The following is a 14,968-nucleotide window of genomic DNA, read 5'->3' on the forward strand; positions in this document are numbered from 1 at the left end:
TGCTTATAAAACGAAAAACGGCCGCGCTCAGTTGCGCGGCCGCCGATATCGACGTCAGAAAGCTCAGAGGGCTTTTTCAAGCTCCGGCAGGATGGTGAAGAGGTCGCCGACGAGGCCGTAATCCGCCACCTGGAAGATCGGGGCTTCCTCGTCCTTGTTGATGGCGACGATGACCTTACTGTCCTTCATACCGGCCAGATGCTGGATCGCGCCGGAAATACCAACAGCGATATAAAGCTGGGGGGCGACGACCTTGCCGGTCTGGCCAACCTGCCAGTCGTTGGGGGCATAACCTGCATCGACGGCAGCGCGCGATGCGCCGACGGCGGCACCGAGCTTGTCGGCGACCGGCAGAATGACTTCCTGGAACTTGTCCGAGGAGCCGAGTGCACGGCCGCCGGAAATGATGATCTTGGCAGATGTCAGCTCCGGACGGTCCGATGAGGACAGCGCGTCCTTGACGAAGGTCGAGAGGCCGGGGTTTTCGGCAGCCGAAATGGTTTCGACCGAGGCCGAACCGCCCTCTGCAGCCGATGCGAAGGAGGCCGTGCGCACGGTGATCACCTTTTTCGCCTCGCCCGACTGCACCGTCTGAATGGCATTGCCGGCATAGATCGGCCGCTTGAACGTGTCGGCCGAGACGACCTCGGTGATCTCGGAGATCTGCACGATATCCAGCAGAGCTGCAACGCGCGGCAAAACGTTCTTGCCGGTCGAGGTGGCCGCCGACAGGATGGTGTCGTAGGACCCGGCGAGCGAGACGATCAGGGCTGCGAGCGGTTCTGCCAGGTTGTTGGCAAGGTCGTCGCTGTCGGCCAGCAGAACCTTGGAAACGCCGGTGAGTTTTGCAGCGGCATCGGCTGCAGCCTGTGCACCCTTACCTGCGACGAGAACATGCACGTCGCCGCCGATCTGGCTTGCAGCCGTCAGCGCCTTGGCAGTCTGGTCGGACAGGGTTGCGTTGTCGTGGTCAGCCAGAAGAAGAATGGCCATGGTGTTAGTCTCCTTATTCTGGGGCTTTTAGAGGACGCCGGCTTCGTTTTTCAGCTTGTCGACCAGTTCGGCAACGGTCTTCACCTTGATGCCGGCCTTGCGGCCCGAGGGCTCCTCGGTCTTCAGGACCTTCAAGCGCGGGCTGGTCTCGACGCCGAAATCGGCCGGGCTCTTCTTGTCGAGCGGCTTCTTCTTGGCCTTCATGATGTTCGGCAGCGAGGCATAACGCGGCTCGTTCAAACGCAGGTCGGTGGTCACCACCGCCGGCAGCTTGATCTCGATCGTCTGCAATCCGCCATCGACTTCACGCGTCACGGCAGCCTTGCCATCGCCAAGCTCGATCTTGGAGGCAAACGTGCCCTGCGCCCAGCCGAGCAGTGCCGACAGCATCTGGCCGGTCTGGTTTGAATCGTCATCGATCGCCTGCTTGCCGACGATGATCAGGCCGGGCTGTTCGGCTTCCGCAACGCCCTTGATGATCTTGGCAACGGCAAGCGGTTCGACCGCATCGTCGGTCTCGACCAGGATCGCCCGGTCGGCGCCCATGGCCAAAGCCGTGCGGAGCGTCTCTTCGGCTTTCGCCGGGCCAACGGAAACGACGACCACTTCCTCGACCTTGCCGGCTTCCTTCAGGCGAAGTGCCTCCTCGACCGAAATCTCGTCGAACGGGTTCATCGACATCTTCACATTGGCAAGCTCGACACCCGATCCATCCGGCTTTACCCGGATCTTCACGTTGTAATCGACGACACGCTTGACGGTGACCAGAACTTTCATGATGTCCTTCCTTACGAAACGTTTGCGAGAAAATGCGCTTTAACGCAGCGGCCTGATTGTCGGTTGGCGACATCGATACGCGTTTTTTCTCCAATTACAATCTTTGCCCATAGCTCGCCCGCAAGATTGCCACGGGAAAAATGCTGACGTTTACGTGCGCGTCAATCATAAACTCGAAGAAAGCAGTCTTCTTCTGGGAGGCCGGAGTATCCTGCGCGTGTCCCAAGTCCATTAACGCGCTGTTTTCAATCGGCTATCCCGGACCACCAGCATTTGCCCGGATGATTTCAGCTTGGCCGGCCCCATTGTGTGGGCTTCCTCACCGGTTCGGAGGCAGCCGGTGGCACGGCGACCGGGGCTGCTTCAACATGCCGCACGGCGCGGGGTGTCACGATCGTCCGGTCGAACAGGGGCACGTCGCGGCGTCGCAAAATGACCACCAGGATCAGCCCGGCAATGATGCCGCCGACATGTGCGCCCCAGGACACGTCGCCTTCCGGATCGATCAGAACCATGAAAAACTGCTGGCCGATCCAGAAGGCCAGCGGAATGAAGGCGGGCAGGGGCAGCGGGATGCGAAACAGCACCAGCACCCAGACGCGCACCTTCGGATGCAACAGGAAATAGGCGGCGACGACGCCGGAAATGGCCCCGGATGCGCCGATCAGCGGCGCCTGCGATTGCGTGTTGATCAGTCCATGCATCAGCGCCCCGGCGGCCGCGCAGAGGAGATAGAAGAGGAGAAAGCGGAAATGCCCCAGCGCATCCTCGACATTGTCACCGAACACCCAAAGGAACAGCATGTTGCCGGCCAGATGCCAGAAATCGCCATGCAGGAAGGAATAGGTCAGATAGGTGGCATCATCGGGTACGAGCACCAGGTTCGGCGCCAGATGCGCATTGTCGAAGGCGATTGCCGGGATATAGCCCAGGCCCATCGTCGCGGCATTGGTGACCTGCTCGGGCGCCAGTAGCGGCCCGGTCAGCAGCCAGATGATGGTGTTGATGACGATCAGGCCGATCGTGACGTATTGGACCTTGATATGCTTGAGAGAATTCGCGTCGTGCAGCGGTATGAACATAGGCGCGTTGGTTCCTCGAAGCGACTGGAAGTACAGAGTTTACCGAAGGCACCCAATAAAGTCCTGTCATCGTCTGATATTAACCAGTGATATACAAGAACTGTCACTGCCTCCTTAGAGGCAACTTACATGGCCCGCCGAGGCATAAGCGGCCAGAACACAACACACAGTTCCGACGGTAAATATCATTCCATGAATCGGGACCAAAAAATACCAAGTGGTACGGAAATTCCGATAAAAAACGGATATCAGCAAGCCGGCTAAGCTACCTATAGCGACCGCAAGAAAGGCGTACCCAAGAAGAGGAATGTAAATCAACAGGATCGGCCAGCAGCTTGCGGCCCTGTAGTGGCCAGCGGTCGCATAGGATAAAACAGCAAGTGTCATCCATATGAGAATGTGGATTAATAGTGGTCGCTTCGACCAGGAACGGTTCATTTCAAAAACGCCGAACTGCGACTGCGGCATAGACGTCAATGTCTGGTCGTCCCGAGATCATAGCTTCCCTCTCAATAATATTCGAATATGATCAATTCATTCAGTCGATTGGATGATTGTCTTACTTGCCTAAGGTCGTTTTATCTTCGGGTATATCAAAGACTTTTTCAACTGTACCTGCGGGAAGATTACCTGTTTTTCCCCGGAACCCAAAGCACGTCCGACTTGCCCTTGCCGTTGGTCCAGCGGGCGGCAACGAAGAGGAAATCGGACAGCCGGTTGACATAGGCGAGCGCTTCGCCGCTGACGATCTCGCCGTCGATGCGGGCAAGGTCCACCATCAGCCGTTCGGCGCGGCGCGCTACCGTGCGGGCGATGTGCAATGTGGCGGCAGCACCGCTGCCACCGGGCAGGACGAAGGAGCGCAACGGATCGAGGTCGCCGTTCAGTTCGTCGATCTCGGCTTCCAGCCGCGTCACCTGCGCTGCGATGATCCGCAGCGGCTCGTAGGCCAGCGTTTCGCCGGTATCGGGCGTCGAAAGGTCGGCGCCAAGGTCGAACAAATCGTTTTGAATGCGCATCAGCATCGCATCGAGCCCGGCCAATTCCTGCGTGTGCTGGCGTGCCAGCCCGATGAAGGAGTTGGTCTCGTCGATCGTGCCATAGGCCTCGACGCGCAGGTCGCTTTTCAGGCGGCGTGGGCCGGTGGCAAGCCCCGTGGTGCCGTCGTCGCCGGTCTTTGTGTAGATCTTGTTGAGCTTTACCATCGATCAGCGGCCGCCGCCGGTGATCCACAGGGTCAGCATGATCAGGACGATCGCCACCGCCTGCAGGAATACGCGCGCCTGCATCAGCTTGTTGGACGTGTTGCCGTCGCCGCCTTTTGCCATGTGGAGCAGACCGCGGATCAGGACGATGGCGACAAGGCCCATGACGAGCAGTGTCAGACCGGTGAGAAAACTATGCATGTGACTAACCCTTGCCTTTCAGCTCAGCCGAAGCGGCCCATCAAACGATAGAACAGCCCGGCCGGCAGCAGTTTCTTCAAAAGCGCACCCTGCTTGGCCGGCTGCGTCACGATGTAATGCGGCTTCGGCTTCTTCGCGGTCAATGCGCGTTTCAGCGCAGTATACACCGCATCGGGCTCAAGCTTGCCCTTTGCCGGTCCGCTTTCCCCCTTGAGCCGCCGCATCTGCAGTTCATACTCCACGGCATGGACAGATCCTTTGAGGTCGATGAACCGCTCGATATTGACGATCGCATTGGCGGTGAAGCGCGATGTGATCGGCCCGGGCTCGATCAGGCTCACTTCGATGCCGCTGCCTTCCAGTTCCATGCGCATGGTCAAGGTCAGGCCTTCCAGCGCAAATTTCGACGCATTATACGCCCCCCGCCACTTGAACGGGACAATGCCCAGAATGGACGAGCATTGCACGATGCGGCCGTGGCCCTGTGCCCGCATCGCCGGGATGATCCGCCGGGTCAGGTCGTGCCAGCCGATGACGTTGGTTTCCAGCTGCAGCCGCAATGCCTCCACCGGCAGGTCCTCGACGGCGCCCGCCTGGCCATAGGCGCCATTGTTGAACAGGGCATCCAGCCTGCCGCCGGTGCGGGCAAACACGTCATCGACAAGTTTGGATATGGTGTCCGGTTTGGTATAATCCATCAGGAAGGCGTCGATGCCGTCATTTTCCAGTGCGGCAAGGTCCTGCGCCTTGCGGACGGTGGCAAAGACCCGCCAGCCGTCCTTAAGGAGGGCGCGGGCGCACCAGGCACCAATGCCGGAGGAGCAGCCGGTGACGATTATCGAGGGACGGTCGATCATAATGGGTCGTTTCCTGTAGAAATTGCCGACCGGTCTCCCATATTCATGAGCGGGTGACAATCCGTGGAGCATGATGAGACAGTTGGAGAGAGAATGCCGGCCTTCGTACGCATAGCCTGGAAGGTCGTTTTCGATGCCGTCTGGCATTTCAGCGAAGACGACGGCTGGGCGATGGCGAGCCATGTGGCGCTCTCCACCCTTCTGGCAATCTTTCCCTTCCTGATCTTCGGCACGGCGCTCGGCAGCTTTCTCGGCGCCGACCAGTTTGCCACGACCGCGGTGCATTTCATTTTCGATACCTGGCCCGAATCGATCGCCAAGCCGATTTCCGATGAAGTCGTGCGGGTCTTGACCACGCCGCGCGGCGGACTTTTGACCGTGTCGGTTCTCGCCGCCGCCTATTTCGCCTCCAATGGCGTCGAGGCGCTGCGCGTCTCGCTCAACCGCGCCTACCGGGTGGCCGAAAGCCGGGCCTGGTACAAGACGCGTGTGGCGAGCCTTGCCTTCGTGCTGGCCGGCGTTCTGGTGCTTGCAATCGTCAGCCTGCTGCTTGTCGCCGTGCCGCTCGCCATCCGCTATGCCGGCACCTATCTGCCCTGGTTCAACGGCCTGTTGTCGATGATCGACAGCTGGAGCCTTGCCGGCGTCTTCATCATGCTGACCACCGGCCTCATCGTCAGCCATCTCTGGCTGCCGGACGGGCGGCGCAAGATCATGGACGTGCTGCCGGGCATCATCCTGACGCTGATCGCCTGGTCGGTCGGCGCCTATGTGTTTGCGTCCTACCTGTCCACGTTCGCCAATTACGTCTCGACCTATGCCGGTCTTGCCTCGATCATGATCGCGCTGGTATTTCTCTATATCGTCGGCGTCATCTTCATTCTCGGCGCCGAGATCAACGCGGCGATCATGAAATACAAGGTCAAGCGCATGGTCATCCGCCATATCATGGGGCCGCGCGAAGAGGTCGTTAAGGCAGAGCCGGAAGCCGCGCAGACCGAGGTTCCCAGGGAAAACGTCCTATAACAGCAGCATCTGTCTGATATCATCCGGCGTCTTGCCCGCCTCGCGGAACGCGGCGATGCCTGTGTCGCGATTGCTTTTCGAGAGCTTGCGGCCGTCTGGACCAAGGATCAGCCGGTGATGATGATAAACCGGGTGGGGCAGATCGAGCAGGGTCTGCAGCAGCCGGTGCACCGATGTGGCATGGAACAGATCGCTGCCCCTGACCACATGGCTGACCCCTTGCAGCGCATCGTCCAGCGTCACCGCCAGATGATAGCTCGATGGCGCGTCCAAGCGTGACAGCACGACATCGCCCCAGGCGGACGGATCGGCCGCAATCAAACCTGTTTCGTCCGTCGGGCCGCTGCCGCTTTCCTGCCATGTCAGCGGTTCTTTCAGCTGCGCCATCGCCTTGGCCATGTCCAGCCGCCAGGCATGCGGCTTGCCCCCGGCGAGCATGCGCTGGCGCGCATCATCTGACAGCCTGCGTTCCTCGCCGGGATAGAGCGGCGCGCCGTCGGGATCACGCGGCCACGTCTTTCCCCTTGCCTCGAATTCGCCGACCGCCGTTTTGATCGCACCGCGCGTCAGGAAAGCCGGATAGACCAGATCGCGCGCGATCAGCTGGCCGAGCGACTGGCGATAGAGATCGAGATGCTCCGATTGCCGCCGCACCGGCTGTTCCCAGTCAAGTCCCAACCATTTGAGATCGGCGATGATCCCGGCTTCGAATTCCGGCGTGGAGCGGGCAATGTCGATATCCTCGATCCGCAGGAGGAAGCGGCCGAGCTCCCGTTTCGCCATGTCATGGTTGAGAATGGCCGAGAGCGCATGGCCGAGATGCAGCTGGCCGTTCGGGCTTGGTGCAAAGCGGAAGACCGGTTGTTTTGAGGCTGGTTTGTTCATATTTACGTCTTGGCACGGAAGCGCGCATCCGGCCACGGGTTTTGTCCGTCGGCAAGCAAAGGCGGGTGGCGGTGGAGGAATGAACATGCGGATCATCCGCACGCATGAGGATATCACCGCAGGGCTGAGCGGTCTGGTGATGCTCGATGCGCGGCTGGAGCATGTCGTGTCGAAGGCAGGCCCCGTTCCCCTGCGCCGCACCGATCCCGGCTATCGCGGCATCGCCAATATCATCGTTTCGCAAATGGTCTCGAAAGCCAGTGCTGCCGCGATCTGGAACCGCATGGAGATGGCGGTGGGTGTGATCGACGCCCGCAGCGTGACCGCCATGTCCGACGAGGATTGCCGTGTGGTCGGCCTGTCGCGCGCCAAGGCCGATACGCTGCGGCGGGTGGCGCGCGCCGTACTGGACGGCGAGCTGGACCTTGAGGCAATCTGTTCGATCGAGGGCAGCGCCGCGATCCGCGAGATGACCGCCATCAAGGGCGTCGGCCGCTGGACCGCCGAAGTCTATCTTCTGTTTTGCGCCGGTCATCCCGATGTGTTTCCGGTCGGCGATATCGCGCTGCAAAATGCGGTCGGGCATGCGCTGATGCTGGAGACGCGCCCGTCGGTGCGTGAACTTGATTCGCTGACGGCGCTCTGGGCGCCCTGGCGCAGCGTCGCGGCGCGTTTGTTCTGGGCCTATTATGCCACGCAAATGCGCCGGGACGGCACTCCGGCGCCTCTTTGAGACAAAAAGCGAATCTTTTGTTTCCTTTTTCCTTTTGGCTTCACAATCCTGACGCAACGGGCCTAATATAGAAGGTGCAGGTGCCGAATCGAGCAGGAGTATACTGGCTTGACGATTGCAGTCTCACCACACGGCCTTCCAGCGCTCGTGCTGAACGCTGACTATAGGCCGCTGAGTTATTACCCCTTGTCGCTCTGGTCCTGGCAGGACGCGATCAAGGCCGTTTTCCTAGACCGTGTGCATATCCTGGCCGAATACGATCATCAGGTCTCTTCCCCCAGCTTTTCCATGCGCCTGCCCAGTGTCGTCTGCCTGAAAAGCTACGTGCAGCCATCGCGCCATCCCGCCTTCACGCGGTTCAACGTGTTCCTGCGTGACCGTTTCGAATGCCAGTATTGCGGCTCTCCGGACGATCTGACCTTCGACCATGTGATCCCGCGCTGCTGCGGCGGCCAGACCACCTGGGAAAATGTCGTCGCCGCCTGCTCGCCGTGCAATCTGCGCAAGGGCGGCAAGATGCCACGCCAGGCGGGCATGTTCCCGCACCAGAAACCGTTCCACCCGACGGTGCAGGACCTGCACAATAACGGCCGGCTGTTCCCACCCAACCATCTGCATGACAGCTGGATGGACTATCTCTACTGGGATGTCGAACTGCAGCCTTGATCGAGCGGGCTGGATATCTGTAACGGCTGCGGCTGCGCTTGCAGCCGCGTCAAGGCTTACGCCTTGGCGGCGCCGCGCAGGGCAATGGCCGCCAGGATCAGGCTGGCAATGACATTCCATCCGGCAAAGGACAGACCGAGCACGCGCAGGGCTGCATCCGTGCAAGACGGGCCGTGTTTGCTGTCGAGATCGCCGAGCAGGTCGCCGACATTGCCGGACACGCCTGAGGCAGAGGTTGCGCAGGTGGCTGGACCTTCCCAGAAATGCCATTCGACGCCGGCATGATAGACGCCGGTTCCGGCCCCCACCAGCATCAGGATGCCGATGACCACCAGCAGCGCGCGGGTCGTCCAGACCGGAAGCCGCAGGAAGGACGTCGCAATCGCGACGAGCCCAATCGGAATGCCCCAGTAATAGGGCGTGCGCTGCAAGAGGCAGAGCGCACAGGGGATGTAGCCGCCGATATGCTCGAACGCGAGCGCGCCGCCGACGGTGCCGGTCATGCCGAGCGTGGCAAGGACAGACGGCAGAAGGCCGCGGGGGGACTGGGTCTGGCTGTCGCTCACGGCGGGCTCCATCGGAATGTCAGGCAAAATCTCAGGCAAGGAAACGGTAGGCGGCGAACATGGCGATCAGCACACCGGCGCAAGCCGCTGCCAGAAGACCGAGACGCTTTTCGATGAAATGGCGGATTTCTTCGCCATAGCGCTGCAAAAGCCAGGCGAGAAGGAAGAAGCGGGCGCCGCGGGCAATGACCGCCGAGACGATGAACAGCCCCAGACTGATATTGGCAGCACCCGACAGGATGGTCACAACCTTGATCGGCGGCAGATGCGCAAGGCCTGACGTGACCAGCAGCAGCACCAGCGTCTCATAGCCGACCGATGCCTTCATCGCCTCAAAGGCTTCGAGCTTGCCATAGAAATGCAGGATCGGCTTGGCCAGCGCCTCGAAAGCGTAATGACCGATATACCAGCCGGCAATGCCCCCGAGAACGGACGCGATCGTTGCCACCAGCGCATAGCGGTAGGCACGCTCGGGCTTGGCCAGCGCCATCGGCAGGAAGAGAACGTCGGCCGGAACCAGGAAGACGGAACTTTCAACGAATGCGATGACTGCGAGCCACGCTTCGGCGGATTTCCGGGCGGCAAGCGACATGGTCCAGTCGTAAAGGCGTCGAAGCATCAAGGATTTCCAGTTTCGGTTCCCGCCTTTTAGGCAGGATTGGCCATGCTGTAAATGATTTGCTACAGCGCGAATTGCACAGTTTTGTGATTCCCGGCCCCCGATCTTCAAAATCCCGGTTGACCGTTCCGAAACGGTTCGTGTAAACGCTTTTTGCTACCCCGAAAGGTATCCGTGCCCCGTTGGCGGAATTGGTAGACGCGCCTGACTCAAAATCAGGTTCCGAGAGGAGTGCTGGTTCGATTCCGGCACGGGGCACCATTTCGATTTTTAATCACAGCTGTTGTATTGCGTATCGCTCCGTCGAACGCGCCAGTCCTTTTCGCGCGGCGCGTAAGTTGCTTAATCGAAACACAACCATTTGGCGCGCGAATTCGCGCTATCACTTTTGGTGTGCGCCATATCAGAACACTTCGGATAGACGATTAACCGCCTCGTGGCATCAGCGTTGCAAAACGCGGCTGTCGTGATCAGTCTGGGACAAATCAAATCCCTCATTGGCACATTCTGCCTTTAAACCGGAGCCGAGCATGTCCCAGTCTGCTGCGTCCTGCGCCATTTTTGATGATATCGATGCGTTGTCCGGCGCGTTGTTTTCCTTTTGCGCGGAGCGTGGCGTTCGTTTGCGCAGCCAGGAAGGCGTCAGTGCGGCCGGTGCCGTCATCGATCTGTTCTTTGCGGGCTATACGACGCAGGACGAATTGCTGGGGGCTTTGAACGACCGGCATAGCCGCGAAGTTGCTTTTGCGTCCTGACGTGCCGGGAACGCGCCGCCGGTTCTCAACGCTCAGCGAGCTTTGGTTGAATTTCCTTGGCCGGAAGTGTTAGGTGCGCTGCAGCGACATTTCTTGCGGCGGGCACATGCTTCCGATCAGCGATACCTATGACAATCTCCGCCGCGATTTCCGCTGGCAGATTCCGGACAAATTCAACATCGGCGTGGCTGTCAGCGATGCCTGGGCAAAGCGCGATCCGGATCGTGTCTGCCTGCAGCATTTCAGCCCCGATGGCGCGCATCTGTCTTTGACCTATGGGGCTTTTTCGGCGCAATCCTCCGCTTTTGCGCAAGGGCTTCTGGATCAGGGTGTCAGGCCCGGAGATCGCGTGGCGATCCTTTTGCCGCAGAGTTTCGAGACGGCCATTGCCCATGCCGGCATCTACAAGCTGGGTGCCATCGCGCTGCCGCTGGCGCTGCTCTTCGGTGTTGAAGCGCTTGAATACCGGCTGCGCGATGCGGGCGCGGTGGCGGTTGTCACCAATCGTTTCGGTTATGAAAAAATTGCAGCGATCCGCAGGCAGCTGCCGGATCTGAAAACGGTAGTGCTGGTGGATGGCGAAGGGCAGGACACGATCGGTTTTGCCGCGCTTGCGCAGACGCTAGCGGCCGATTTTACCGCCGCCGATACGGTGCCGGATGATCCGGCGATGATGATCTACACGTCGGGAACGACAGGGCCGCCGAAGGGCGCGCTGCATGGGCATCGGGTCCTGCTCGGCCATGTCCCCGGCTTCCAGTTCCACCATGCCTTCCTGCCACAGCCGGGCGACCGGATGTGGACGCCGGCCGACTGGGCCTGGGCCGGCGGGCTCCTGAATGCGCTCCTGCCGTCCTTGTTTCTCGGTGTTCCCGTGGTGTCTTCTCCCGGCCAGAAATTCGATCCGCATATGGCGTTTCGCATCCTGGAGGAGATGGAGGTGCGCAATGCCTTCATCCCGCCGACGGCGTTGCGCTTGATGAAGGCGGTGGACAATCCGCGTGTACTCTACAGGCTCGATCTACGCACGATCGGCTCGGCGGGCGAATCGCTCGGGCGCGAAACCTGGGAACAGGCCAGTGCCGCCTTCGGCGTTCCGGTCAACGAGTTCTATGGCCAGACCGAGTGCAATATCGTCCTGTCGTCCGCTGCCAATCTCGGCGTGCTCAAGCCGGGCTCGATGGGCAAGCCGGCGCCAGGCCACGAGGTTGCGATCATCGATGGAGCGGGCGTGAGGCTGCCTGCCGGAACCGTCGGGCAGGTTGCTGTCCGCAGGCCTGATCCGGTGATGTTTCTCGGCTATTGGAACAATGAGGCGGCGACGGCGGCTAAGTTTATCGGCGACTGGATGACGACGGGGGACCAGGGCATCGAGGACGAAGAGGGCTATATCACCTTCTTTGGCCGTGACGACGATGTCATCACGTCGTCCGGCTACCGGATCGGCCCGGGCGAGATAGAGGATTGCCTGGCGGGCCACCCGGCGGTGCAGCTGGCTGCTGCGATCGGCAAGCCCGATCCGGTGCGCACCGAGATCGTCAAGGCCTATGTGGTGCTGAGGCCAGATTATGTGGCAAGCCCAGAACTCGCCGCAGATATTCGCGACTGGGTAAAGACGCGGCTGTCGATGCATGAATATCCGCGCGAGATCGAGTTCCTCGACAGCCTGCCGCTGACAACCTCCGGCAAGGTCATCCGCCGCCTGCTGCGCGACAGGGCCGTCGCCGAGGGTTGATGTGTCTCCGGGGCCGATTTGCCTAGAGCCTCATTGATCGTACGAGGCTCTAGCGCAGGACGCGGGGTGCCAGCGAGCGGATCTTTTCGCGCAGCAGCCGCGCCATGTTGCGGGTGTTGCGGTAGAGATGCAGCTGGGCCGCCACCTGGCGCACATCGCGGTCGCGATTCTGCTTGAGGCCGATCACCAGCGTTCCCATCTCCTCGCGCTCCTCCCAGAAACGGCTCATGACCGGATGATCGGGGACGGCGCAGCTGTCGGAGCGCATGATGTTGGCATCGTCGAGATGCCATTCGGTCAGTTCGGCCAGAAGCAGCTTGCCCGGCGAGTATTTGGCATATTGCTCGTCATAGGCGGTTTTCCAGGTATAGGCCTCGCCCGCCATCATGAAGACGATCATCGAGGCAATCGCCGTACCATCGAGATCGATCGTGTGGATGCGGACGCTGTCGGCTTCGGCGAGATTGGTGATTGCCTCGCGCGCAAAGGCTGCGCGGTAGCGGTCGAGCACCATGGCTGTTGCCGCGCGGCCTTTCCAGCCGCTTGCCTCCAGCGCCAGAAATTCTTCCATCCGGACGCGGATATCGGCGGGCTGACGGGCGACATTGTAGGAGACGCGGCCGAGCCGTTCGAGCAGCTTCCATTGGCGGCGCAACTCGCGCAGATGGCCAGCGCTGATGGCATGGCGCAGATAGGTCTGGCCGTCCTGCAGGCTTTCCAGCATCGGCCGGCTGAACGTGTCGGTCACCGTCAGCGGCAGATTGCGGCCGATGGCGACGGCACGGGCCAGCTGGGCGAATTTGCCCTTGAGGCGAATATCGGGCAGCACGAGAACGCCGGGAAGATTTGCCGCAGGCGAGGTGAGCGCCTCGTAGAAATTGTCGATGGTTTCGGCCGCATCTTCCGCGTCGAGCAGGGGCACGCCGAGCGGGCCGAACGGATTGGACCAGGCGCGGATGATCGGCGCGCCGATGGAAAAACCCGGCTTCTCGATCGAGAACGGCATCAGAAAGCGAATGCGGCTGCGGCGTTCGTCATTGTCGCGGATCAGCGCCAGGCGGATGATGCGGTCTTCGAGGCGCGGCATGGCAGGCGCGAGGAAGCGGCCGGTGAAGAAGACGTTCGGCTCCATGGCGCGGTTGGAGAGGAAATCGAGTTCGGCCTGCAGTTCATAGCCTTGACGCGCGGGATAAAAGCAAAGCTGGCGGCCGGGGCGGCCGATGGCAATGGTGTTGTCGGCAACGGGCTGGTCCGGCACCGGCTGCGCAAGGCCCCCGAGGATACGGGCCGACCGGCTGTTGGCGTCATCTGGAAAATGCGGGTTGCCGGTCATGGGCGGGGTGCCTCTGCTTTGATGGTTCGGGGATCGGCAAAGGCAAAGAGAACAATGCCGAAAGTACGCCGGACAGCGACGTGAAGGAGGATGGCCTCGACGACCATGGCGCCGGCCGTGGCGATCGCCGCGCCGGTCAGCCCGAACATCGGGATCATCGTGACGTTGAGCGCCAGATTGCACACAAGGGCCACTGCATAGAGCGCGACGCAGAGTTTTTGCCGGCCAGCCATGGTGAGAAAGGCTTCGGCCGGGCCCACCAGCGCCTTTGCCATGATGCCGGCAAACAGGATGGCCATCAGCGGATAGCCGGAAACGAAGGCGGGGCCAAACAGCGACAGGAGGAACGAGCCGCAGGCAAGCACCATCAGGCCGACAGCGAGCGATGGCCAGAACGACCATTTGGCGCTTTCAATGGCGATGACGGCCAGTTGCTGGCGGTCGGGATTGGCCATGGCGGCGGAAAAGCGCGGGGATGCGGCGGCTTTTACAGAAAACATCACGAAATGCACCAGCGCCATGGTTTTTGCGGCGGCAAAATAGATCGCGACGCTTGCCGGATCGAGGTAAAGTCCGACGATGACGACGTCGGAATTGGTCAGCATGAAGCCGAAACCCTCGATCAGGAAGATCGGCAGCGCAACGCGAAACCAGATGCCGAATTCGATGCGGCTGGGCCCCTTAACGTAGCGCCGGCGCAAACGCCAGGTCAGGATGAAGAACTGGCTGACACTGGTCAGGTAGGTGGCTGCCATTGCGGCGATCATCGCGGTGCGGGCCGTATGCGGCTCGCCGATCGCAACCGCGAGCATCATGAAGCCGAGGATGAGGACCGGCCGGATGATGTATGTCGGGCTCATCGCCGAAACCGCCCAGCTATGGGCGCGCGAGGTGCCGTCCATCACGTCGCCAAGCGCAATCATCGGCAGCGAAAAGACGCCGAGATAGAGCGGGACAAGATAATAGCTTTCGATCCGTTCGCCGAACAGCCAGAGGCCGCCGATGCCAATGACGGCAACGCCGGTCGCCGACATCAGCGCGAAGATGCGCACCGTCGTCGTCATCCCGCGAATTTCAGCCAGGGCCTCGCGGGCACGGTACTGTGGCAGGAAGCGGATGATGGCGGTGTGAAAGCCAAGGCAGGAGAGGTTTCCAAACAGAACCACCAGCACCCAGACGAAAACGAAGATGCCGTATTCGAACTCGCCCATAACGCGTGCCAGGATGATCTGCGACACGAAGGCGATGGCCGCGCTGACGACACGGATGGCGAAGGCGACAAGCGCCATGCGCTGTGCAAGATGTTTGGGATCGCTGCTCGTCAGCACGGGAACGAGCTTTTCAAGCAGAGGCGATAGCCGCACCCTCAATGCGGGCGGCAGAATTCGTCCAGCCGTTTGACATGCTGCCATGAACAATGGAGTACCCGAAACTACGCAAAACAGAATGTCAGTCTTGACAGAACAGCGTTAACAAAGGGTGCAATCGGGAGCCGCCGGCACGGAGTTTTACAAAGCCGCCGGTGGCTGACAACA

At 60.8% G+C, this 14,968-nt stretch carries 16 protein-coding genes and 1 tRNA gene; 6 read left to right on the plus strand and 11 right to left on the minus strand.

Features of this window, described 5'->3' with window-relative positions:
* Positions 1-63: 63 nt before the first annotated feature.
* From PYR65_RS06920 to PYR65_RS06945, 6 genes are all read right to left on the minus strand, one after another.
* Positions 64-993 carry an electron transfer flavoprotein subunit alpha/FixB family protein gene (locus PYR65_RS06920; protein ID WP_276120434.1) on the minus strand — a complete coding sequence of 310 codons (930 nt, stop codon included), beginning with the start codon at positions 991-993 and terminating at the stop codon, positions 64-66.
* A 27-nt stretch (positions 994-1,020) separates the two neighbouring features.
* Positions 1,021-1,770 (minus strand): electron transfer flavoprotein subunit beta/FixA family protein, encoded by a 750-nt coding sequence (locus PYR65_RS06925; RefSeq protein ID WP_060639490.1) that lies wholly within the window; start codon positions 1,768-1,770, stop codon positions 1,021-1,023.
* A gap of 287 nt (positions 1,771-2,057) precedes the next feature.
* Positions 2,058-2,852 (minus strand): rhomboid family intramembrane serine protease, encoded by a 795-nt coding sequence (locus tag PYR65_RS06930; RefSeq protein WP_276120435.1) that lies wholly within the window; start codon positions 2,850-2,852, stop codon positions 2,058-2,060.
* Positions 2,853-3,478: 626 nt separating this feature from the next.
* Positions 3,479-4,057 carry a cob(I)yrinic acid a,c-diamide adenosyltransferase gene (locus tag PYR65_RS06935; RefSeq protein ID WP_276120436.1) on the minus strand — a complete coding sequence of 193 codons (579 nt, stop codon included), beginning with the start codon at positions 4,055-4,057 and terminating at the stop codon, positions 3,479-3,481.
* Between the two features lie 3 nt (positions 4,058-4,060).
* Positions 4,061-4,258, minus strand: a complete 198-nt coding sequence (locus PYR65_RS06940; protein WP_060639493.1) for a twin transmembrane helix small protein — start codon at positions 4,256-4,258, stop codon at positions 4,061-4,063.
* A 23-nt stretch (positions 4,259-4,281) separates the two neighbouring features.
* Positions 4,282-5,115, minus strand: coding sequence for an SDR family oxidoreductase (locus PYR65_RS06945; RefSeq protein ID WP_276120437.1), 834 nt, complete (start codon positions 5,113-5,115; stop codon positions 4,282-4,284).
* A 93-nt stretch (positions 5,116-5,208) separates the two neighbouring features.
* On the opposite strand from PYR65_RS06945, the gene PYR65_RS06950 reads away from it, so the two are divergent.
* Positions 5,209-6,141: a YihY/virulence factor BrkB family protein gene (locus PYR65_RS06950; RefSeq protein ID WP_276120438.1), complete on the plus strand. Its 933-nt coding sequence runs from the start codon at positions 5,209-5,211 to the stop codon at positions 6,139-6,141.
* Here PYR65_RS06950 and gluQRS read toward each other — a convergent pair.
* Positions 6,136-7,026: a tRNA glutamyl-Q(34) synthetase GluQRS gene (gene gluQRS, locus PYR65_RS06955; RefSeq protein ID WP_276120439.1), complete on the minus strand. Its 891-nt coding sequence runs from the start codon at positions 7,024-7,026 to the stop codon at positions 6,136-6,138. The two genes, PYR65_RS06950 and gluQRS, sit on opposite strands and share 6 nt — an antisense overlap.
* An 85-nt stretch (positions 7,027-7,111) precedes the next feature.
* Here gluQRS and PYR65_RS06960 point away from each other — a divergent pair, with 85 nt between their 5' ends.
* Together PYR65_RS06960 and PYR65_RS06965 are read left to right on the plus strand one after the other, a co-directional pair.
* Positions 7,112-7,759 (plus strand): DNA-3-methyladenine glycosylase family protein, encoded by a 648-nt coding sequence (locus tag PYR65_RS06960; protein WP_276120440.1) that lies wholly within the window; start codon positions 7,112-7,114, stop codon positions 7,757-7,759.
* Between the two features lie 108 nt (positions 7,760-7,867).
* Positions 7,868-8,425, plus strand: coding sequence for an HNH endonuclease (locus PYR65_RS06965; protein ID WP_060639497.1), 558 nt, complete (start codon positions 7,868-7,870; stop codon positions 8,423-8,425).
* 56 nt (positions 8,426-8,481) lie between these two features.
* Here the strand turns inward: PYR65_RS06965 and PYR65_RS06970 are convergent, their stop codons facing one another.
* Together PYR65_RS06970 and PYR65_RS06975 are read right to left on the minus strand one after the other, a co-directional pair.
* Complete coding sequence (locus PYR65_RS06970; RefSeq protein WP_060639498.1) at positions 8,482-9,003, minus strand: disulfide bond formation protein B; 522 nt, start codon at positions 9,001-9,003, stop codon at positions 8,482-8,484.
* A 19-nt stretch (positions 9,004-9,022) separates the two neighbouring features.
* On the minus strand, positions 9,023-9,610 hold the full coding sequence (locus PYR65_RS06975; protein WP_060639499.1) for a YqaA family protein: 588 nt from the start codon (positions 9,608-9,610) through the stop codon (positions 9,023-9,025).
* Between the two features lie 176 nt (positions 9,611-9,786).
* On the opposite strand from PYR65_RS06975, the gene PYR65_RS06980 reads away from it, so the two are divergent.
* The 3 genes from PYR65_RS06980 (at position 9,787) to PYR65_RS06990 (ending at position 12,100) form a co-directional block, all read left to right on the plus strand.
* Positions 9,787-9,871: transfer RNA gene (locus tag PYR65_RS06980), tRNA-Leu, on the plus strand.
* Between the two features lie 269 nt (positions 9,872-10,140).
* On the plus strand, positions 10,141-10,365 hold the full coding sequence (locus tag PYR65_RS06985) for a hypothetical protein (protein WP_060639500.1): 225 nt from the start codon (positions 10,141-10,143) through the stop codon (positions 10,363-10,365).
* 106 nt (positions 10,366-10,471) lie between these two features.
* Positions 10,472-12,100 carry an AMP-binding protein gene (locus PYR65_RS06990; protein WP_276120441.1) on the plus strand — a complete coding sequence of 543 codons (1,629 nt, stop codon included), beginning with the start codon at positions 10,472-10,474 and terminating at the stop codon, positions 12,098-12,100.
* A 49-nt stretch (positions 12,101-12,149) separates the two neighbouring features.
* On the opposite strand, the gene PYR65_RS06995 is transcribed toward PYR65_RS06990, so the two are convergent.
* Both PYR65_RS06995 and PYR65_RS07000 read right to left on the minus strand, forming a co-directional pair.
* Positions 12,150-13,433, minus strand: coding sequence for a GNAT family N-acetyltransferase (locus tag PYR65_RS06995; protein WP_276120442.1), 1,284 nt, complete (start codon positions 13,431-13,433; stop codon positions 12,150-12,152).
* Positions 13,430-14,845 (minus strand): lipopolysaccharide biosynthesis protein, encoded by a 1,416-nt coding sequence (locus tag PYR65_RS07000; protein ID WP_276120443.1) that lies wholly within the window; start codon positions 14,843-14,845, stop codon positions 13,430-13,432. The genes PYR65_RS06995 and PYR65_RS07000 overlap by 4 nt, the downstream gene beginning before the upstream one ends.
* Positions 14,846-14,968 lie beyond the last annotated feature (123 nt).

Origin of the sequence: Pararhizobium qamdonense, from assembly GCF_029277445.1 — a bacterium.
Lineage (GTDB): Bacteria > Pseudomonadota > Alphaproteobacteria > Rhizobiales > Rhizobiaceae > Pararhizobium > Pararhizobium qamdonense.